Source organism: Hydrogenovibrio sp., assembly GCF_965140365.1.
In the GTDB taxonomy this organism is placed as follows: Bacteria; Pseudomonadota; Gammaproteobacteria; order Thiomicrospirales; family Thiomicrospiraceae; genus Hydrogenovibrio.
The window spans coordinates 2,060,124-2,079,459 of sequence record NZ_OZ223196.1 but is presented as its reverse complement, the minus strand read 5'-3'; the positions used below and the strand labels follow the sequence as shown (position 1 = coordinate 2,079,459).

Genomic DNA, 19,336 nt, shown 5'->3' with positions numbered 1-19,336 from the left:
AAGGCCCTTTTTTACTGCCTGACGGATTTATAAGGTTTGAATCAAAAGGCAAATTCAAAACTCACCAGGCCTGGTGAGTTTTGATTAAAGGTTATTATTGTTTCTGAATGAAGTTGCATACTGCGTTTAATGGCATGGGTTTCGCATAATAAAAACCTTGAATGATGTCGCAGTTGAGTTCCTTTAACACCTTTAGTTGTTCTTTGGTTTCTACACCTTCTGCAATGACGCGCTTTCCAAGGTTATGTGCCATGGAAATTGTCGCAGATACGATAGCGTAGTCGTCGTTGTTATTGTGAACTTCGTCGATAAAAGCTTTGTCGATTTTAAGGTGGCTGGAATGAAATTGTCGTAGCGATACGAGTGAGGAATACCCGGTGCCGAAATCGTCGATTCCTAAATCCAGCCCTTGTTTTCGAACCTCGTCTAAAACTGAAATTTCGGCCGAGGTCAATTTAGCATAGGCGGTTTCGGTAATTTCGAATTCAAGTTCATGAAAGGCAATATCACTGTGTTCAATAGCCTCCAGTAACTCGACCAAGTTTTCAATATGACTGAGTAATTCGCCGGAAATATTGATTGAAACACGCCCGTTGAAACCTGTTGCACGAAACGCTTGTATGTCTTTTTCTAACTGGATAATTTGCCATAGAGTGATGTCGTGAATCAGTCCTCTGGTTTCAGCAATGGGAATGAAACGGGCCGGGGAACTCATATCTTGGATACGCTCGTTCTCAGGAAACCAGCGAATCAAGGCTTCTACTCCAACTACCTTTTCGGTGATGGTGTCGATTTGAGGTTGATAGTAAAGCTCAAATGACTCCTCATGAGTGGCTTGTTGCAATGCGTTAAGTACTTCGACGTCTTCATGAATCTTGTGAGACATTTCTGGTTCATAAAATACAAAATTATTGCGTCCGGCGTATTTGGCTTGATATAAGGCAATATCGGCTTGGGATATAATGTCATCAACAGAATATTCCGGTTCGCAAAAGGCAATACCAATGCTGGTACTGATTGGAATCAGTAATTCATGTATTTGAAAAGGTGTTTTGAACAGGCTTAATATGCGCTCGGCCATTTGTGTTGCATCGATTCCATTGCCTTCTTCCAATGTTAGAATGGCAAATTCATCACCGCCCATTCGGGCAAGGCTATCGGTTCCAGATAACGTTTTAGTGATGCGTTCCGTAATCGCTTTGAGCAGTTCGTCACCGACTGGGTGCCCGAGTGTGTCGTTAATGTCTTTAAAATGATCGATATCTAATATCATTAAGGACGAACGATTTGTGTCGTGTTTTTCACGTTCCAACTCCTTTTGAAGATGTTCACTGAAAAGTCGACGGTTAGGTAAGCCCGTGAGCTCGTCGTGAAAAGCGAGATATTTGATTCGTTGCTCTTGAGCGCGGCGACGTGAAATGTTGTGAAAGCTGATGACGGCACCGACGATTTCGTTTTCACGGTAAACGGCAGTACTATGATATTCCACTGGGAAGCTCGAACCATCTTTGCGCCAAAGAACTTCATGTGTCGAGTGTTGATCTTCGCCAGTTTTAATCGGTCGCATTATTTGGCAATCTTTATGAGGAATCGAGTGGCCAAGCTCATCGGAATAATGAAAAAGGTTATGAGCATTGGTACCAATCATTTCTTTTTCAGTATAGCCGAGAATTTTGGTTGTGGCCGGATTAACGAATGAAATGGTGCCACTTTTGTCGATACCGAAAATGCCTTCATTTGTGCTGTTTAATAAGAGTGACGATAGCTCTTGTGCTTTGAGATAATCCGTCATGTCAATCAGGTAACCGTAAAAAGACTCAACATTTCCTTGACTGTCATAATTTACCAATGTGTAGTCATAGAATTTCCGATAATCTCCCGATTTGATTTTGAGAGGGTAAATTTGTTGAAATTGCACGGCTCTATTTTGGCAATGCGTCTCGAATTCAGCGAGAACCCTTTCTATCTCGTCAGGGTGGATTAAGTCAGAAAATAGCAGGTTCTTTTTTAGAAAGTCGTTTGGCTCATAGCCGAGAACTTTTTGAGCGTTAGGGGATACATATTTAACCGGCCAGCCAGGAGATGGATCTCTTTGAAAGATGACAGTTGGTCCACTTCTAAAGAGGTTTCGTTCTACCGTAAGAGCGGCTTCGGCCGCTTTGATGTCGGAAATATCGTCGACAACCCAAATAACACCCTTGGATAAATTCGCCGGGATGTTTTTATCCAAAGCAACGCCGCTGAGTCGACACCAGATAGGATCACCATTTTTTTTGCGTAATTGATAATCAATGTGTAGGTTTTTGTGATAATTAAGGGTGTCGTAATTTGCTTTTCCATATGCCTCGAAACGCTCTTTTGACAAATGTAACGATTCCATTGATAAACCGTTCAATTCTTCGGGGGAACTATAACCTAGGATTTCGGCCATGTGTTGATTCGCTTTATCAAGTACACGATTGCCTTTTAAGAGCATGATACCCACTTGAGAGTTTTCAAAAAGCGCTTCGAATTCGTCGGTTTTTTTCTGAAGGGCTAATTTGGCTTCATACCGCTGGTCAATTACGTGAAATATGCCGATAAGCAAACGATCATGTTCCAGTTTGGCCAGGTTTGCGATGATTTCGACATGATGCCGTTGTCCACTTTTGTGAACGGCAATACCTTCATACGTTTCATAAATTTCATGCTCTAAAAGAAGTGTTCTCTGCGTTTCAAAAGGGTTTTCTGTTTGAGATGCGTCGTGAGGGTGCAATATACTTTGGTGCTGTCCTTTTAATTCGTCGAGAGGTCGTCCAAACAGTTTCACTGCACATGGATTAGCGTAAATAATGATGCCCGTATCAAAGTCGACAACGACAGCAGGCGTTGGGATGACTGATAGGGCGGTGAAATAATGTTCCGGGCTCGACAATTTTGGCAGCATAAGGGTGTCCATGATTGTGACCTTAAGTACGTTATGGATATTGTACTGAATTTTTGGGCAAGGACTATGGAGTCTAAAGATGGAAGGGGGAAAAAGAACAACCCCTGCCTGTTTCAAGCAGGGGTAAGAGTTGAGATTTATGGGTGGTCCTTGAGTGGATATATAACCACTTCGTCTTTCAGGAACAACGGAATCAGCAAGCGATTGCGTTTGCTGTCGTAGCCCAAGTCCGCCGGAGATTCCAATTCACCGACAATCAATTTCAGATGGTCGTCCGGGGTGATTTCGTAAACCCCTTTGGCTTTCCAGCTGGAGGTGATGAGGCGGTTGTCATTGGTCACAATCAAGCCGTCCAGACGGTTGAACGGCAAGGTCATGCGCGAGGTTTCCGTGCCGTCCAGTGTCATGGTGCTTAGTTGGCCGGAACCGAGGGTGACCATCCATAGCGTATTGCCTTTGGCGTAAACACCGTTCGGGTGGCCGGGTTTTCCGCTTTTCAGTTGGGTGACCTTGCCATTGGCGTCGACTTTGTAAAGAGCTTCGGTGCCGGACGGCTTGAAGCCGGGCGCCATACCGCTGTCGGTGACGTACAGACCGCCGTCCGGTGCCGGGCTGACACCGTTAATGAAGCGGCTGCCGGGAAAGGCAATGTCGTCTAATTGTTTTTTGCTACTTAAGTCGAATACACGCAAACGGTCGATATCGGCCACATAGAGTTTACCGTTCTGCGTCACCATGCCTTTCGGCGCGTTGAGGGCGATGTTGTCGCTGGCGCCATCCAGCCATTTCAGTTCAATCACTTTGCCGTCCGGTGACAGCTTGGAAATAAAGCCGTTGTCGTCTTTTTCAAACGGACTGCCGTTGATGTTGGCGACCAGATAGGTGTCGCTGTCGGCTTCGTATTCCATCGCTTCCGGTGTGGCGAATCCGACGCCTTTCAGGTGGGTGGTGTCGGCCAAAGCGGTTGTCAGCGGTAAGGCTGGCAACAAGGCGGCCAAGGTCCAGGCGAGAGCGTGTTTTTTCAATAACATGATGATTTCCTCTTGATGAAAAAACGAAAAAATTAAGCAGTTGAAGGCTCATCTTAGCAAAAATGGCGGGGCATTTATGAAAGGAATGTGAAAGCCCGGAAACCGCCAGGCCTGGCGGTTTTATCGGGAATAAATGGTGGAGGCGTTACGGCTTGATGGTGGATAACAAAGCCTGAATCATGGCCGAAACGGTGTCGTCCGCCGTGGCGATGCCGATGGTGTTCTGCGATTTCTGTTTCACATACACATAGGCGATGCTTTCGCTTCTTTGCCTGGTTTGCCTTCTTGGCTTTGATGCATGGCGTGTTCGCTGTAATCCAATACGTCCACTTGTTGGCCGGTGCGTCTTTGCCAGGCATCACACAATGCGCTCAAGGTGCCGTTGCCCTGTCCTTGCCAGGTGTCGCCGTTGACCTCCACGCTCAAGTGTTCTTTGCCGTCTTTTCTGGACAGTTGGTAATTGTTCAATGTGGCTTGCGGTTGGTTCACGCCGTAATGGCGGTTGAAAGCCTTGAACAAATCTTGGTGGCTGACGATACCGCCGGCGTCTTCCGCCACCGCTTGTGCGACAGGAGCAAAATCCTGCTGAACCCATTTCGGCAGATTCAAACCGTATTCCTGCGCCAGAATGAAGGCGGCACCGGCTTTACCGGATTGGCTGTTGACGCGAATAATGGCTTCGTAACTGCGGTGGATGTCCATCGGGTCAATCGGCAGATAAGCCACGTTCCAAGGTTGGTCGTCCTGTTGGCGCATCAGGCATTTTCGGATGGCGTCCTGGTGACTGCCGGAATAGGCGGTGTAAACCGCTTCGCCGACCCATGGATGACGGATATGGGTGTCGATGCGGGTGACTTCCTCCAATACCGGAATCCAATCGTCGGGGCGCGACAAATCCAATTGCGGGTCGATGCCTTCGCTGTAGAGGTTCATCGCCAGTGTGACGATGTCCATATTACCGGTGCGTTCACCATTGCCCAGCAAGGTGCCTTCCACGCGTTCGGCCCCGGCCAATATCGCCAGTTCCGCGGCGGCCACAGCGCAACCACGGTCATTGTGAGTGTGGACCGAAATAATCGCCGCGTCGCGGTTTTTCAGGTGGGTTACAAAATATTCAATTTGATCGGCATAACGGTTGGGCGAGGTGCTTTCCACGGTGGACGGTAGGTTTAAAATGCAACGGTTATGCACCGTCGGTTGCCAAACGTCCATGACCGCCTGGCAGACCTCCACGGCGTAGTCGGTTTCGGTTTGGGAAAAGCTTTCCGGGGAGTATTCAAACGTCCATTGGGTTTCCGGGTATTGCTCGGCATAGGTTTTGACCCATTGCGCGCCCTGAGTCGCCATGGTTTTGATATCCGCTTTCGATTTGCAGAAAACGTTTTCGCGTTGTACGGTAGAAGTGGTGTTGTAAACATGCACCACCGCTTGTTTCACGCCTTTCAGCGCTTCATAGGTGCGTTTGATCAAATGCTCCCTGGCCTGAACCAGAACCTGAACGGTCACGTTCTCGGGGATGCGGTTTTCCTCAATCAAACGTCGGGTAAAGTCGAACTCCAATTGGCTGGCCGACGGAAAGCCGATTTCAATGGTTTTAAAGCCAATCGCAATCAATTGATCCCATAGCTTTAGCTTTTGCTCGACAGTCATCGGGTTGGCTAAGGCTTGGTTGCCGTCTCGTAAGTCGACACTCACCCAAATCGGCGCCTGGGTAAGGCGACGGTCCGGCCACTGACGATTGGGTAAATCGGGTGTCTCGGTTGGGCGATATTTTTCAGGTTTCATGCTGTTCATCGGTTTTCCTGTCGGTTTAAAAATTGGAGTTCTGTTAAAGGGAGCCGTTATTGATTCATGAACAGGCATCTTGAGTCCAAAATTCGTTCTATCTGCGTTGGAAATCTTCGCAATAGCTGGCTATTACGTGCGATTCCCGCCCTTGAGAGCACAAATTTTGACTCTCAATCTGCTCCGTCCAGAATCAATAGCGGTTCCCTAATAGAGTTCGCAAGTTCTTTGCTCTCTGGAAAAAATTGTAACAACTTCTTGAAGCGATTAAATTGTGAAAACGTGATTAAAAAACACTTTTTTAGCAATTTAATTTCAATTTTATCTATTTGTTTGATATTTTATTTCTATGATAAAAATAAACGTTAAATAAATGGTTAAGACTATGCTCAATAAGCTGGATAAATACGACAAAGCCATCCTTAATGCGTTGCAAAATAATGGCCGTTTGAGCAATCAGGAATTGGCCGATCAAATCGGTTTGTCGCCGTCGGCGTGTCTGCGACGTTTTAAGGCCTTGGAAACCGCCGGAGTCATTATCGGCTATCGTGCGCTGTTGGACGCGCGTTCATTGGGGTTGGATTTAATGGCGCTGGTGCACATTTCCATGGACAAACACACGCATGAACGGTTTGAAGCCTTTGACGATGCGATACAGGCGTTGCCGAATGTGGTGGAATGTCTGCTGCTCACCGGACAAACCGCCGATTACCAGTTGAAGGTGGTGGTGAAGGATTTGGAGGCCTATCAGGATTTGCTGCTGAATCATATTACCCAAATTGAGGGCGTCAGCGGGGTGCACACCAGTTTTGTTTTGCGTAAGGTGGTGGATAAAACGGCGTTGCCGATTGCCTAAGCGTTATTTTGAAGTGAATCTGAAAAATACCCAGGCCTGGGCGTTTTTGAATCCGTTTACCGATCATAAAAAAGCCGCTGAAAAGCGGCTTTTTTGATGGAAGGCACAAGATTTCGTGCGTTTAGTGCTCGAAACGATCCATAAAGTTGGGTTCGTCGCTGTAACCGCCCGGCACGTTTTTGGTGACAATCGCCACCGCATCGTGCGGGTGCAGGCTTTCCAAGTGGTTGACGCGCACCCAGTAGTCTTGATATTCGGTGCAGCTTTCCAGTTTGGCTTGCATGCGACGCGCGGCGTCTTCACAGAACATCAGGTTGGTGGCGTTCAAACGGGCAAATTCCTGTTCGTCTTCACGTTTGACGGTGGATTGCACCGGCGTTTTCACCGCGTCTTCAATCTGGTTGATGACGGTAGAGAGGTTCAGGTCGTGCGACGCATCCACTTTCAGTTTGATCTGCGCATAAGAGCGCTGGCTGTGGGGCGTGGCGCAGATGCCTTCCGGCGTGCCGAGCCATTCCAGCACTTGATTGTAGTCCAGTGCCTGACCGTTGAATTGCTGTTCGAATGCTTCCTGAATCAATTGACGAGACAAGGCCGCAGAACACGGGCAGGTGGAGGAATAGGGCACACTGATGCTGACTTCGCATTCGTATTGCCCGTCGCGCATTTCACCGCGCAGCGTGCAAGGATAGTGCTTCCAGCCGGAATTGTCGGACTTCAGGGAGCGACGTCTTTCATAGTAATCGAAACGGAATTCAACAAATGCGTTTTGGCTGAGCCCCTGATGCGATTCGATAAAGGCTTGTAGCATGCTTTGGATGCTGGCCGGTGTTAACGGCGCTTTCGAGCCGGTTTCATCCAGAATCAGATACAGGCGCGACATGTGAATACCTTTGCTTAAAGGATCGTCCAAACTGACGTAGGCTTGTACCTGCGAGGATAGGGTTAGGGTGTTTTGCGAATCTTGTTGTAGCTGGATTGGCAGTTCAATGCCACTCATTCCGACCCAGTTGAGTTTTCCCTGTGGGTCTTGGTGGGGTTGGCAAGCGATATCGGGCATGTGCTTCGTCATGCAATTTCCTTCGGCTTTGGTTGAGGTCTTTGTTCGGTCCGCCCGGATAAAACAAAGTTGAGCTCATATTTTAAAAAAGAGGAGAAGTATACCATATCTTGTGGGAATGGGTATCATTTACTGTGAAAATAATTCATTATAATAAATAAATTTTCCCATAAGTAATTTTAAGAACGGTCGATCAGGCAGGTATTGAGAGCCGTTTCCAGTTGGTCGATAAGGGTATTCGAGTCGTTTTCTGAGACGGTGTCCGAATCGGTTTCGAGCAATAATTCCAGCCGGCTGTCCTGCCGCCAGGCGATATCTTGCCATTGGATTTGGTTATCAACCACATTCAGCAATTGCCATTCGTTGCCGGTGCGCAGGATGCCTTTGGCGCGAATCAGGTGAGTGTGCTGTTCGATAAACGTTTTGAGCGCCACACGGTTGAATTGGATGTGGGCGTCGAACTGCCAACCAACGCTGGTGGTGTCGCCGATTTGTACTTGGCGTTGCAGGCAATGCGGCAGTTTCGATTCGCCGGGGAGAGGGCAGGTTTCCGTTTGTTGTTGGTGCTCGCGCAGACCACTGAGTAAGGTAAAAGCCGGTCGGGTTTGTTTAAAATCCACCAGGCCTGGCGGAAAGTCGCATTCGGTATTCAGGTGGGTGTGCAAAATCGATTCTTTGAGCGGGTAGGTTTGTTGCAACAGTTGTTCGGCCTGGCGGATGTCGTCGTCGCTGGCGAGGTCGGTTTTATTGAGCAGAATCGTATCGGCCAGATTGACCAGGTCGCGCATCACGGCGGATTTGGCCCAGCGTTCCGGTGTGAGTTGTTGTGGGGTGATGACCAGCAACACACCGGCAATTCGGATATTAGGTTGGAATTGTTTTAAGGTATCGATAACCTGCGCCGGATGACCGAGCCCGGTGGGTTCGACCAAAATGCGGTCCAGTGGATGCTGTAACAGCTTTTGCAAAGCTTGGCGATAGCCGAACTGAGCGCTGCAGCAGATGCAGCCGCCGGAAACGTCTTCAATCCATTGGCTGTCGGCATCGAGCGTGGCGGCGTCAATGCCGATCTCGCCGAATTCGTTGATGAGCAGGCCCCAGTTTTCGCCGGCGGGGCGTTGCTGTAACAGTCGGTGAATGGCGGTGGTTTTGCCGCTGCCGAGCAGTCCCGTTACCAGGGTAACGGGAGTTGGGGTGTCAGAGATCTTTGCCATCCAGCAAGTCGTTGACGAGTTCGTCGTGCTTCAGGTTGACGCCGAGACGCTCGCAGATGATTTTCGCATCGCGATAGGCGTTGCCCAGACACGTCGTGGCACCCGGCGACGGTGTCATATTGAAGATGATGTTGTCGTGCTCGGGCACGATGCTGGCTTCGCCCAATTTGAGTTCTTTGGTGGTCTTGTCGATGACCTGCGGGCGCACGCCGCCGTAACCTTCCGCGTAGGTGAGGTCTTTGGTGGTTAAATCCGGTAGGATTTTGCGGGCGTCTTTGACGAACAGCTTTTTGTTCAACCACGGCACTTCAAACAGGAAGTTGCGGAAAATGTAATTACGGATGGTGCTGTCTTTCATTAAATCCCAGAACACGCGCAGGACTTTTGTGTCCAGCTTCAGCGAGCGCCAGAAGTCCATATAGGTGCCGCCGGTGTAGCGTTCCAGCTTCGGCAGAACCAGGGCGGTGGGCCCTAGGCGGGTTTTGTCCGGCTCGGTTAAGTCGGGGTCGCCATGCAGTGCGGCGAACGGCAGTTTGTCATTCTGCATGGTGTAGACTTTGCCGTTCAGCACTTTCGGCGCGAAATAGAAGCTGCCGGCCATCGGCAGGGTGGACAGGTTCATGCCGTGGCCGAGTTGGTTGGCCAGTAACAAACTGTGCGCCCCGGCGGACACCACGGCAAAACGGCCGACATAAGTGCCGTGCGCGGTTTGCAGTTCGTAGTGGTCTTCCAGCTCGATGATGCGGTCCACTTTGGAGCTGAGGGAAACCCGGATGTCTTTGCCGGTTTTACGGGCACTGTCGATAAACGATTTCGACAGGTTGCCGTAGTTGACGGCGGAATATTCGTCGGTACAGCCACTGGCCAGAATGCGTTCCGGGCGTGGTTTGCCGTCTTTCAGCGCAACCTTGGGTTCGACTTCGGCAATTTTTTCGGCGTCCCACAGTTCCATGTAAGGGAAGCCTTCCTTGAATTCTTCATGGCGTTTTTCCAGACGCTCGCATTCGTCGTCGCCAACGGCCAGAATCATTTTCGGGAATTTATACAAAAAATCGTTTTTATCGACCTGTTCGGCGTATTTCACCAGCATATTGGCGGTACGCTTGACGGAAATGGCTTTTTCCAAAGTGTAGTTGGTTTCGATGTCGCCGCAGTGCAACGTTTGGCTGTTGCTGCGCGCATTGGAGTTCAATGGGGATAAAGAGCCGTATTTTTCCAGGATGGCGATGGACTTGATGTCGGTGTATTTAGCCAGTGTATAGGCGAGCGCGGTTCCGGTGATACCACCGCCGACGATCACGACATCAAATGTACGATTTTGCATAGGAGTTTCAATCCATTCGAATTCAGGGAGCCAAGTATTATATAAAATTCTTTAGGGTTTGACTAATTGCAATTAATTCCAGTTTTGTGAAGTTGTTGAATTGAATGTGGTGATGGCCTTCAGCCGATTTGGCAACTACGGGGTTGAATTTTCTCATATTCTTGCAAGGCGGCGAAGTCGGTTTCGGATTCCGGCAACTGGGTCAGGTGGTTTTTCAGGGTTTCGAAGGACAGCGGAGCCGGGGTGTTATTGACCAGTTCGTAATGCATCCAGGTGCCTTCTCGCCAGGATTTCACCAGGCCTGCGTTTTTCAGATACGTGAGGTGGCGGGAAATGGTGCTTTGCCCTTGTTCTAAAACGGTAACCAAGTCACAAACGCACAGAGAATCCCGGAGCAACAGCAAATGCAGAATACGCAAACGCAGCGGTTCGGAGAGAGCTTTAAAAATCTGTGCAGTGCGGTCTAAGGTCACGGGTGGAATTCCTATGTTGTGCTAGCGTTTATCATAGCGCCGGATAGTCATTTGAGCAAATATACCCACAGGTCTGGCTCGGCAAAACAGTATTAATTGTTACGTTATTGTATCAATTTTGTGATTGATTTGATTGTATTTTCCGTCAAGAGGTTTTAATATATCTGTTTATGCAGATTTAGTGTTGTTTAAAAGCGCTTTCTGATTTGTGCGGCGTGCTTATGGAGAAATGGAATGTTTGACATGATCGGAAACCAGGTTGCGTTCGAATGGCTGGGGCTTGGGAAAGAATCCGCTCTGGGCAGTGCCGTTCAGTTTTTTGTGATGGATACCCTGAAAATTTTTGTCATGCTGGTGGTGATTATTTATTTGATGGGATTGTTGCGGGCCTTTGTGTCGACTGAAAAGGTGCGCGACGTGGTGGCCGGTAAGCCGAAGTGGCTGGGCCGTTCGTTGGCGATTGGTTTGGGCGGCGTGACACCGTTTTGTTCCTGTTCGTCTGTGCCGTTGTTCATCGGTTTTGTGGAAGCGCGTATTCCGCTGGGCATCACCTTCGCGTTTTTGATTGCCAGCCCGATGATTAACGAAGTGGCGGTGGTGCTGCTGATCGGCATTCTCGGCTGGGAAGTGGCCTTGCTGTATGTTGCTGCGGGCGTGGTGGTGGCTTATATCGGTTCGATGGTGATGGAATGGTTTAAACCGGAACGCTGGGTGGAAGCTTATGTGTGGGACATCAAAATGCGTCAGGTGCAAGAGCAGCAGGCACAAAGCGGTGGTTTGGTCAGTCGTCATGCCTTTGCCTGGAATGAGGTGAAAATTATTGTTAAACGCATTTGGGTTTGGGTACTGGCGGGCGTCGGTGTTGGAGCGGCTTTCCATGGTTATGTGCCGCAGGCCTGGATCGAATCCACTTTGGCCGATGCGGGCAACTGGTGGAGTGTGCCCGCCGCCGTCTTGGTGGGCGTGCCGCTGTATTCCAATGTCACCGGAGTGATTCCGATTATTGAGGTCATGTTGAATAAAGGGGTGCCCATTGGCACCAGTCTGGCACTGATGATGAGTATTGCGGCTCTGTCGCTGCCGGAATTGCTGATTTTACGAAAAGTGATTCGTTGGCCGGCCTTGGCGGTGTTTGTTGGGGGTTTGTGCGTGGCATTTGTGTTGGTGGGTTATGGTTTTAATGCCGCTTTTGCGGTGTGACCGAAGTTTGGTTGATTTTAGCCAGGCCTGGGCGATTTAGAGAGTGTTGAATGATTAGGAGAGTGAAACAATGAAAGGGAACTTAATGGTGCGGATGATGACGCTGATGGTGTTGTTGGCGATTGCGTTGGCGCACGCTACCGGGCAAACCGATTTGACGCGCTGGAATTGGCTGTGGTTAGCGGTGTTTGCCGCCGGCATGGGCTTGCAGGCGACTTTCACAGGTTGGTGTCCGTCTAACCTGATTGGCAAGCTGTCGAAAACCGGCGAGTGTTGCCTGGACGGAAGTTGCGGTACGTCGAGCTCGAATACACCCTCCAAAACGAGCGTTGAGTCCGATGAATCGCCGTGTTGCGGTGGTGACGGAGCGGGTGCGGATGAATCATCGGTGCAAACCACCGCCTGTGGTACGACCTATGATGACAATGCCAAGGTGGTGAAAGTGTTGGGCAGTGGTTGTGCCAATTGCGAAACCACCGCGAGATTGATTCAGGCGGTGGCCGAAGAGAAAGGCGTGGCGATTGAATTGGAAAAGGTTGAGGATTTTGCGGAAATCGCGGCTTATGGGGTCATGAGTACACCCGGTGTGGTGATCGATGAAGCCGTGGTGCATACCGGCAGTGTGCCGGATCGGCAACGTATCGCCAGCTGGTTTTAATCAAACGGTCATCTAAGGATGATGGCAAGGCCGTAAACTCCAATCGAGTTTAAATTGAGGAGACAAAGATGATCAAGGTGGCAATCAACGGATTTGGTCGCATGGGGCGTTTGGCTTTGCGAGAAGCTTTCGACTGGCCGGATGTGGCATTTGTACACATCAATGAGACGGCGACTGATGCTGAAGGCTCGGCGCATTTGCTGCATTTTGACTCGGCGCACGGACGCTGGTGGCATGAAGCCGAGGCGGAAGACGGCGGCATTCGGGTCGAAGATTGTCTGATCGGTTATTCCTCGAATGAAGCGATTGCCGACACGCCTTGGGGCGACTTGGACGTGGATGTGGTGATTGAAGCCACCGGTGAATTTCGTACTCGTGCCGCTTTGCAGCCGTATCTAGATCAGGGCGTCAAGCAAGTGATTGTGGCGGCACCGATGAAGGAAGAGATTAAGAACATTGTGATGGGCATTAACGATGCGGTGTTTTCGCCAGGCCTGGACCCGATTATTACGGCGGCGTCCTGCACCACCAATTGCATTGCGCCGGTGATAAAAGTGATGCACGAAAAAATCGGCATCCAGCATGGCAGTATCACCACCATGCACGACCGCACCAACACTCAGAAAGTGGTGGATCACGGTCATAAAGACTTACGCCGTGCGCGGGCTTCATTTGAATCGCTGATTCCCACCACCACCGGTTCGGCTAAGGCCATTGGTACCATTTTCCCGGAGCTTAACGGTAAGCTGAATGGCCTGGCGGTGCGGGTGCCGTTTATGAATGCGTCTCTGACGGACTTGGTGTTGGAAATGCAACGTGAAACATCGGTGGACGAACTGAATCGTCTACTGAAAGAAGCCTCGGAAACCTATCTGGACGGCATTCTTGGCTATGAAGAGCGTCCGTTGGTGTCGGTGGATTATGAGGGCGAAACCTGTTCCTCGGTGATTGATGCACCTTCGACGATGGTGGTGAATGGCACGCAAGTGAAATTGCTGGCCTGGTACGACAATGAAATCGGCTATGTCACCCGCATGATGGAGCTGGCGGTGAAGGTCGGGGAATTGAATCAGCGGGCGGCAGAGCAGGAGTAACAGCGATGGCGATGTCCTTGAAACAGCAATACGGTTTGATTACCGCCAATTATTGGGCCTTTACCATTACCGACGGCGCTTTGCGAATGCTGGTGCTGTTGCATTTCTACCAGTTAGGCTACAGTCCGCTGGAAATTGCCATGCTGTTCCTGTTCTACGAGTTTTTTGGCATCGTCACGAATTTGTTCGGTGGCTGGTTGGGCGCCCGTTTGGGGTTGAATGTGACCATGAACATCGGCCTTGGCTTGCAGATTATCGCTTTGATGATGTTAGCGGTGTCGCCGGAGTGGCTCACCGTGGCGTATGTGATGGCGGCGCAAGCCCTGTCCGGCATTGCCAAAGACCTGAATAAAATGTCGGCGAAAAGTGCGATTAAAAGCCTGGCATCGGATACGGACGGGCAATTGTATCGCTGGGTGTCGGTGCTGACCGGTTCAAAAAACGCCTTGAAGGGGTTCGGCTTCTTTGTCGGCGCGGTGCTGTTGGGCACGTTGGGCTTTCAGTATGCGCTGTTCGTGTTGGTGGTGTTGATTCTGGTACCACTGTTTTTCTCGATTATTTATCTGGACGGTCGGCTGGGCAAGGCGAAAAATAAGCCGAAATTTCAGGAAATGTTTTCCAAGTCGCCGGCCATTAACTGGTTGTCCGGCGCGCGCTTCTTTTTATTCGGTGCGCGGGACGTGTGGTTTGTGGTGGCCTTGCCGGTTTATTTGCAAGGCGTATTGCAATGGTCGCACACTGAAGTGGGCACTTTTATGGCGTTGTGGGTGATTGGTTATGGCGTGGTGCAAGCGACCACGCCGAAATGGACCGGACTGAAAAAAGCGCGAGGCAACGCGGCTCAAGAACACAACCCGACCCGCGCCACCGCGATGAAACTGGCTTTGGCGTTGGCCGTTGTGCCCGCGATGATGGCGGCAACCTTGCCCTATTCGCCGCAAGTGATTTTGGTGGGCGGTTTGTTGGTGTTTGGTGTAGTCTTTGCCTTAAATTCAGCCGTGCACTCCTATTTGATTGTGTCCTATGCCGATGCGGACGGCACCTCCAAAGACGTTGGTTTCTACTATATGGCCAATGCCGCCGGACGTTTGGTTGGCACAATTTTGTCCGGTTGGGTGTTTCAGGCCTATGGCATGGAAGCCACCTTGTGGGGTTCGACCTTGTTTGTATTGGCTGCGGCTTTATTGGTGATGAAGGCTTAAATGATTACTCCGGGCAGGTAAGGGGACTAAGATAGTTGTTTAGATTCAAGGGTGCATGATTCACGTGATCTTGCAAAACGATGGCACCATTTTTAATAAAGTAGCTTATTTTCATAAGTGGCGGATCGGAATCAAGCAGATTGATTAGAGGGTCTTGAGCTGACCCGTAAATAAGGTTGGGGTCAACCTGATATTTTTTTAAAACCTTCATCATATTCCTAAATTTGTGCTTTGCTTTTTTACTTTTGCCTAGGTAACTTTTCGTTAGATGCTGGTAAAGGTTTTTGCCTAAAAATGAGCGGTTTAAGTTAATCCCCGATTCGCCAACAGCTTCAAAAAATGGATAGTAATGTCTTTTCAATGCGGCGATATAATCTTCAATTTCTGGTTGTTCGCCTTCTGATATTAACGTTTTGATTTCGTCCTTTGATTTTCTATCGACAATGGATTGCAAAATATTGGGCAGTTTATAGTTTTCGGTATTTCTTAAACGCCATACGTGGTAAGTAAATTTTAGATCATAGCAACGTTTCATCGTGTCTTCGAGTTGTTCAACATCAGAAAGCAATAGCCCAGAGTAGCTTGCTTGTTGCGTCAGTTCATTATCGGTTTTATTCATCCATTCATCGCAGGTTGAAATCCAAGGTTCCATTTTTCCTAGGTTGGCTTTAAGAAATTCAACCCCTCTTTCATGAATTTTTGGAATTTCCGGCAAATTGTCAGAGGTGTAGTGGCGAACATTAAAACGTTCATTTTGAATTCCCAGATGACAAACGGCTCTAACTTTGTGGGTTTGATTTTTGTGTTTTTGATTGGTTTCCTCTTTAGCAGATAAAGGTGCAGAATTCGTAGACTCTTTTTTTAAGAGGTTATGTGTTAATGCTGCGGATGCTATTTGAGCATTGGTTAATTGAGGAGGTGTTGTAATCGGTTCAAATTCAGTACGGTTGTTGTTCCGTGCGTCATTGAAAAAAAATAACCGATTAATACAGCCATTAAAACAGCGGCTAAAAACCGAAGGAAGTAATTTTTTTTCATATTCAGTTGAGATAAGTGTAATAAATCCAATTAAGCACTAATAACACGACTATGAAACCCACCGTATATTCGTGTTTACTTGGATTGCTTCTGATAATAGAAACAAGCGCACGCGATATAATCATTGAAATAATCAGGGTGAGACTGCCAATCAGGATTAGGTAAGATTTTGGCGGGACATAATTTGGAAAAAGATAAATAAAAATGGCCGATACGAGTGTGAAAATAATAGCACTGGTGAGGAGAAAATAATGGTTACTCATCCTGTTTTTATCAATGAAAGACACGACCGAAAAGGCTAAGGTCGCAATCATAATAAAAGGCAGGGCGGCAGGAAAAAAGTTATCCATAAAATAAAACTCTTTTAGTTGTTGGTGTTAACACCAGTAAAATGAATCGGTAGGGTCTATATCGATAATCTCATCCCCAACACCGGGTGTTAACTGGTCTTGGTCGATGTGAATCTCATGCCCCTGAACTTCAATGACTGGAATTTCAATCATGCTATTGATTTCTTCTGCGATTTCGGGCAAAAGTGTATCTGCATCGTAGCAAAGTTGATCTTTACGGTTTAGCGGGTGGTCGGAATCAGAAGTATCTCCTCCGCCCCCGTTTTCGGGAGGAGGGGACGGTTCATCCAATTGGCTGGCTAAAAAATCACAACCTTCGCGACAAGAGTAAGTCTCCACAAGGATTATTCCGGCAACGCAATTAGTGCCTAAAATGACGTTATATACCATAGCCGTACCGCACATTCTAAAGGCTCCATACTGTGCTGAGAGGTAAGCGGCTGTACCGGTACAAGTTGCCATGCAAACTTCATAGGTATCCGATGAATTAGCATAAGACTTTTGGGGTGCCAGTAACAAGATCATAATTAAAAACAAATTAATAAACAAAGCGGATTTTTTATACATTTGCATTCCCTAATGTATACGTTAAATTACTTGTTAATTGTAATTTATAACAAATGATAATTGTTATTAATTTTATTTTTAATAATTGTGGTCGTGAATAGCTTTGGAGTTAGGAGATAGCCTAATGGAATCTTTGTTCAGCAATGTAAAAGAAATTGTAAAATGGGTAAAATAGAAGCGATACGAAATATGCCCAGGCCTGGCGAAAATGCTGACAACGGCCTTGGCTGGAAAATGGCCTGGAAATAAGGAGTTGTCACATTGACTGCCATGCTAAAAGACGCCGTTTTGATTACCGGAGCCGGACAACGCATCGGCTTGTATCTGGCGAAACAATTTTTGGCGCAAGGCCAAGTGGTGGTCTTTACATATCGCACCGAACGTCCGGCGGTGGATGAGCTGAAAGCGCAAGGCGCTTTAGGGTTTCAAGTCGATTTCACCGATTCCGCTTCTTTGAATACCTTCTTACAGCGTTTGCCGCAACTGGTAGTGAGCTTGCGTGCGGTTGTTCACAACGCCTCGCTTTGGGCGACCGATGCGCAAGTGGATGCTCAACCGGGTTTGCTGGCCGACCTGTTGGCGGTGCATGTGGACGCGCCTTATCGAATTAACCAGGCCTGCCGTCCGTTACTGGAAAAGACGTCGGCCACCACCGCGGATATTGTGGCGCTGACGGATGTAAAAGTGGCGAACGGCCATGCCGATTATGCGGCTTATCTGGCATCGAAAGCGGGCTTGGCCTCTTTGACCCAGTCGTTTGCACAAGCATTTGCGCCGCGCATTAAAGTCAATAACATTGCACCAGGCCTGGTGATTTTTCATCCTGAGGATTCGGAGGCGTATCGCCAAAAGCGGTTGGCGGAAAGTGCCATTCCGGTGGAACCGGGGGAGGTGTCGATTTGGCAAGCGGTGCGCTTCTTAATGGGTAGCCCGAATGCCACGGGGTCAACCGTGTCTCTCGGGCAGAAAAAAGCGTTCGTTTAAATCCTTTTAATCCTGTTTGTAATGCAGTAAGGGGTTTAAATTTTTTCTGGTGAGCTTGTCATGCGCCTGCCATCCGTTTGTCATTGTTTTTGACGTATTCAATCTGGGCGTTTGTTGGGCTGATTGTAATGGTTTAAAACGGTTTGATATTGTTCCGGTGTTAAAGTGCTACGGATTGTATTTAATGCCCCAATCATCGTTTCCGTGGTCTGACGTTTTATGCTGGTTAATTCATCTAATTTTTGCGTGAGTTTTTGTGGGGTCGCTCCGTCAATTAATACGTCTTTGGCGATGGCTTTTTCCAATGTCTGCGCTTGGTGTAAACCTTGGTGCATTTTCGGCGGAATCGTTTGTTTTAGCTTTTTGAAGGTTTGTTGTTGTTCTTGAGTCAGTTTGAGTTCAGATTTGTGTTTCATAATGGTTTTCATTAAGTGGGGCAGGTTGTCTTTTAGAATGAGCGCATAATTTTGCAGCTCATCCTGTGCATTAACGGATGTGCCAAAGCATAAAAGAGTGATTCCGAACCATTTTTTTAAGGAATGTAACATATAAATCTCCTAGTGATTGAAGGTTAATGAGAATAATAAAAATCGTTATCAGGCAAACGATTTCCGACTAACGCTGGGTTGCTGTTCATTAGCGTGTGATAGAAATATTCCAGCTCTGGTTTTGATTCAGCGGCCGACTTGACATCTATTACCGTCCATTTAAGAGACTCGGCAACCGTTTCAGGTGTTAAACGTTTATGATACTTGGTTACCATTTTTCCGGTTTCTTCTGGATGGTCCAAACACCATTTGGACGATTTTCGATATTCTTGTTGAAAACGTTGCAATAGTTTTGGTTTGTCGAGCACGTTTTGCATTGCGGTGATGCTCAGTTGTGGGATTTTGGCTGGGCGTTGAAATACTCGCCCCCATTCTTGTTGAAGGTCGACGCTGCGGTACAAGAGTGCGACGCTTTCTTGATCCGCCAATTGTCGGTTCTTGTGCAGTACCATTGAGGTGGCTGGCTCTGTCAGCAAGGCATGTTTGACCTGGCCTGATATCAGTAATTGCATCGCATCCAAAGGGTGGGCAGTATAGTGCAGCTTAAAATCACTTTTCGGGTTGAGTCCTTCTGCTTTGGCGATTTGCTGGAATAATATGTCTGGCATGTCGGCACGGTAAGGAATGGCGATTTTTTCTCCTTTTAAGTCACTGAGGTGTTGCCGTGTTTTATCTTGCGAGACAATCCATAAAAGATCCCAGATAGGAACATTGATTAATTTCAGCCTTATACCTTTGTTATATAACATGGCGGCAACATTCGATGGCATGGCCATAAAGTCTGTTTGGTGTGCGCCTTTTCCCAGAGCTAATAAACGAGCTTGGTCCGGGTTGTTGACCGGAATGAATTGAATGTCCTGAACCATGTCGCTTAACGCCCGGGTTTCTACCATGTGTATTAGTGGATAAGAGATGGCGGAAAAAGGCCCGGAAAATACCAGACTTTCAAGTTTGTCATCGGCTGGTTTACCCGCCGAAAAGGCGGGTGTTGTCATGGATAGCAACGCCTGAAACAGCCAGAGAAAA

The 19,336-nt window shown here is 48.2% G+C and carries 18 protein-coding genes; 6 read left to right on the top strand and 12 right to left on the bottom strand.

All coding sequences use genetic code 11. The features are described 5' to 3' along the window. Positions 1–94 precede the first annotated feature (94 nt). From AC0KH7_RS09905 to AC0KH7_RS09895, 3 genes are all read right to left on the bottom strand, one after another. Positions 95–2,938 (bottom strand): sensor domain-containing protein, encoded by a 2,844-nt coding sequence (locus AC0KH7_RS09905; protein ID WP_472372988.1) that lies wholly within the window; start codon positions 2,936–2,938, stop codon positions 95–97. A 125-nt stretch (positions 2,939–3,063) separates the two neighbouring features. Next, positions 3,064–3,957, bottom strand: a complete 894-nt coding sequence (locus AC0KH7_RS09900; protein WP_472372986.1) for an SMP-30/gluconolactonase/LRE family protein — start codon at positions 3,955–3,957, stop codon at positions 3,064–3,066. Between the two features lie 237 nt (positions 3,958–4,194). Continuing rightward, complete coding sequence (locus AC0KH7_RS09895) at positions 4,195–5,751, bottom strand: 2-isopropylmalate synthase (RefSeq protein ID WP_472372985.1); 1,557 nt, start codon at positions 5,749–5,751, stop codon at positions 4,195–4,197. A gap of 376 nt (positions 5,752–6,127) precedes the next feature. On the opposite strand from AC0KH7_RS09895, the gene AC0KH7_RS09890 reads away from it, so the two are divergent. After that, entirely contained in the window at positions 6,128–6,598 is a 471-nt protein-coding gene (locus tag AC0KH7_RS09890) for an Lrp/AsnC family transcriptional regulator (protein WP_201022638.1), read from the top strand. A gap of 121 nt (positions 6,599–6,719) precedes the next feature. Here the strand turns inward: AC0KH7_RS09890 and folE2 are convergent, their stop codons facing one another. The 4 genes from folE2 to AC0KH7_RS09870 all read right to left on the bottom strand — a co-directional run bounded on the left by folE2 (position 6,720) and on the right by AC0KH7_RS09870 (position 10,669). Then, positions 6,720–7,670 (bottom strand): GTP cyclohydrolase FolE2, encoded by a 951-nt coding sequence (folE2, locus tag AC0KH7_RS09885; RefSeq protein ID WP_472372982.1) that lies wholly within the window; start codon positions 7,668–7,670, stop codon positions 6,720–6,722. 167 nt (positions 7,671–7,837) lie between these two features. Then, entirely contained in the window at positions 7,838–8,872 is a 1,035-nt protein-coding gene (locus AC0KH7_RS09880; protein WP_472372980.1) for a CobW family GTP-binding protein, read from the bottom strand. Beyond that, on the bottom strand, positions 8,856–10,196 hold the full coding sequence (locus AC0KH7_RS09875; protein ID WP_472372978.1) for an FAD-dependent oxidoreductase: 1,341 nt from the start codon (positions 10,194–10,196) through the stop codon (positions 8,856–8,858). The genes AC0KH7_RS09880 and AC0KH7_RS09875 overlap by 17 nt, the downstream gene beginning before the upstream one ends. A 119-nt stretch (positions 10,197–10,315) precedes the next feature. After that, a complete protein-coding gene (locus tag AC0KH7_RS09870; RefSeq protein WP_472372976.1) occupies positions 10,316–10,669 on the bottom strand; it encodes an ArsR/SmtB family transcription factor in 354 nt (117 codons plus the stop codon). 234 nt (positions 10,670–10,903) lie between these two features. On the opposite strand from AC0KH7_RS09870, the gene AC0KH7_RS09865 reads away from it, so the two are divergent. The 4 genes from AC0KH7_RS09865 (at position 10,904) to arsJ (ending at position 14,823) form a co-directional block, all read left to right on the top strand. After that, complete coding sequence (locus AC0KH7_RS09865) at positions 10,904–11,869, top strand: permease (protein WP_472372974.1); 966 nt, start codon at positions 10,904–10,906, stop codon at positions 11,867–11,869. A 70-nt stretch (positions 11,870–11,939) separates the two neighbouring features. Continuing rightward, a complete protein-coding gene (locus AC0KH7_RS09860) occupies positions 11,940–12,527 on the top strand; it encodes an MTH895/ArsE family thioredoxin-like protein (protein ID WP_472372972.1) in 588 nt (195 codons plus the stop codon). A gap of 68 nt (positions 12,528–12,595) precedes the next feature. Next, positions 12,596–13,621 carry an ArsJ-associated glyceraldehyde-3-phosphate dehydrogenase gene (locus AC0KH7_RS09855; protein ID WP_472372970.1) on the top strand — a complete coding sequence of 342 codons (1,026 nt, stop codon included), beginning with the start codon at positions 12,596–12,598 and terminating at the stop codon, positions 13,619–13,621. A gap of 11 nt (positions 13,622–13,632) precedes the next feature. Beyond that, on the top strand, positions 13,633–14,823 hold the full coding sequence (arsJ, locus tag AC0KH7_RS09850) for an organoarsenical effux MFS transporter ArsJ (RefSeq protein ID WP_472373797.1): 1,191 nt from the start codon (positions 13,633–13,635) through the stop codon (positions 14,821–14,823). A gap of 4 nt (positions 14,824–14,827) precedes the next feature. On the opposite strand, the gene AC0KH7_RS09845 is transcribed toward arsJ, so the two are convergent. From AC0KH7_RS09845 to AC0KH7_RS09835, 3 genes are all read right to left on the bottom strand, one after another. Then, a complete protein-coding gene (locus AC0KH7_RS09845) occupies positions 14,828–15,538 on the bottom strand; it encodes a hypothetical protein (RefSeq protein WP_472372968.1) in 711 nt (236 codons plus the stop codon). Between the two features lie 325 nt (positions 15,539–15,863). Continuing rightward, positions 15,864–16,211, bottom strand: a complete 348-nt coding sequence (locus AC0KH7_RS09840) for a hypothetical protein (protein ID WP_472372966.1) — start codon at positions 16,209–16,211, stop codon at positions 15,864–15,866. 27 nt (positions 16,212–16,238) lie between these two features. Further along, entirely contained in the window at positions 16,239–16,778 is a 540-nt protein-coding gene (locus AC0KH7_RS09835) for a hypothetical protein (protein ID WP_472372964.1), read from the bottom strand. Positions 16,779–17,048: 270 nt separating this feature from the next. On the opposite strand from AC0KH7_RS09835, the gene folM reads away from it, so the two are divergent. Continuing rightward, a complete protein-coding gene (gene folM / locus AC0KH7_RS09830; RefSeq protein ID WP_472373796.1) occupies positions 17,049–17,762 on the top strand; it encodes a dihydromonapterin reductase in 714 nt (237 codons plus the stop codon). Positions 17,763–17,860: 98 nt separating this feature from the next. On the opposite strand, the gene AC0KH7_RS09825 is transcribed toward folM, so the two are convergent. Together AC0KH7_RS09825 and AC0KH7_RS09820 are read right to left on the bottom strand one after the other, a co-directional pair. Beyond that, a complete protein-coding gene (locus AC0KH7_RS09825; RefSeq protein WP_472372962.1) occupies positions 17,861–18,310 on the bottom strand; it encodes a Spy/CpxP family protein refolding chaperone in 450 nt (149 codons plus the stop codon). 23 nt (positions 18,311–18,333) lie between these two features. Further along, entirely contained in the window at positions 18,334–19,305 is a 972-nt protein-coding gene (locus tag AC0KH7_RS09820) for an ABC transporter substrate-binding protein (protein ID WP_472372960.1), read from the bottom strand. Between the last annotated feature and the right edge of the window lie 31 nt (positions 19,306–19,336).

Coding starts and splice junctions, on each gene's coding strand:
- AC0KH7_RS09905 (WP_472372988.1), bottom strand. CDS start 2,938: ATGGACACCCTTATGCTGCCAAAATTGTCGAGCCCGGAACATTATTTC.
- AC0KH7_RS09900 (WP_472372986.1), bottom strand. CDS start 3,957: ATGTTATTGAAAAAACACGCTCTCGCCTGGACCTTGGCCGCCTTGTTG.
- AC0KH7_RS09895 (WP_472372985.1), bottom strand. CDS start 5,751: ATGAACAGCATGAAACCTGAAAAATATCGCCCAACCGAGACACCCGAT.
- AC0KH7_RS09890 (WP_201022638.1), top strand. CDS start 6,128: ATGCTCAATAAGCTGGATAAATACGACAAAGCCATCCTTAATGCGTTG.
- folE2 (WP_472372982.1), bottom strand. CDS start 7,670: ATGACGAAGCACATGCCCGATATCGCTTGCCAACCCCACCAAGACCCA.
- AC0KH7_RS09880 (WP_472372980.1), bottom strand. CDS start 8,872: ATGGCAAAGATCTCTGACACCCCAACTCCCGTTACCCTGGTAACGGGA.
- AC0KH7_RS09875 (WP_472372978.1), bottom strand. CDS start 10,196: ATGCAAAATCGTACATTTGATGTCGTGATCGTCGGCGGTGGTATCACC.
- AC0KH7_RS09865 (WP_472372974.1), top strand. CDS start 10,904: ATGTTTGACATGATCGGAAACCAGGTTGCGTTCGAATGGCTGGGGCTT.
- AC0KH7_RS09860 (WP_472372972.1), top strand. CDS start 11,940: ATGAAAGGGAACTTAATGGTGCGGATGATGACGCTGATGGTGTTGTTG.
- AC0KH7_RS09855 (WP_472372970.1), top strand. CDS start 12,596: ATGATCAAGGTGGCAATCAACGGATTTGGTCGCATGGGGCGTTTGGCT.
- arsJ (WP_472373797.1), top strand. CDS start 13,633: ATGTCCTTGAAACAGCAATACGGTTTGATTACCGCCAATTATTGGGCC.
- AC0KH7_RS09840 (WP_472372966.1), bottom strand. CDS start 16,211: ATGGATAACTTTTTTCCTGCCGCCCTGCCTTTTATTATGATTGCGACC.
- AC0KH7_RS09835 (WP_472372964.1), bottom strand. CDS start 16,778: ATGTATAAAAAATCCGCTTTGTTTATTAATTTGTTTTTAATTATGATC.
- folM (WP_472373796.1), top strand. CDS start 17,049: ATGCTAAAAGACGCCGTTTTGATTACCGGAGCCGGACAACGCATCGGC.
- AC0KH7_RS09825 (WP_472372962.1), bottom strand. CDS start 18,310: ATGTTACATTCCTTAAAAAAATGGTTCGGAATCACTCTTTTATGCTTT.
- AC0KH7_RS09820 (WP_472372960.1), bottom strand. CDS start 19,305: ATGACAACACCCGCCTTTTCGGCGGGTAAACCAGCCGATGACAAACTT.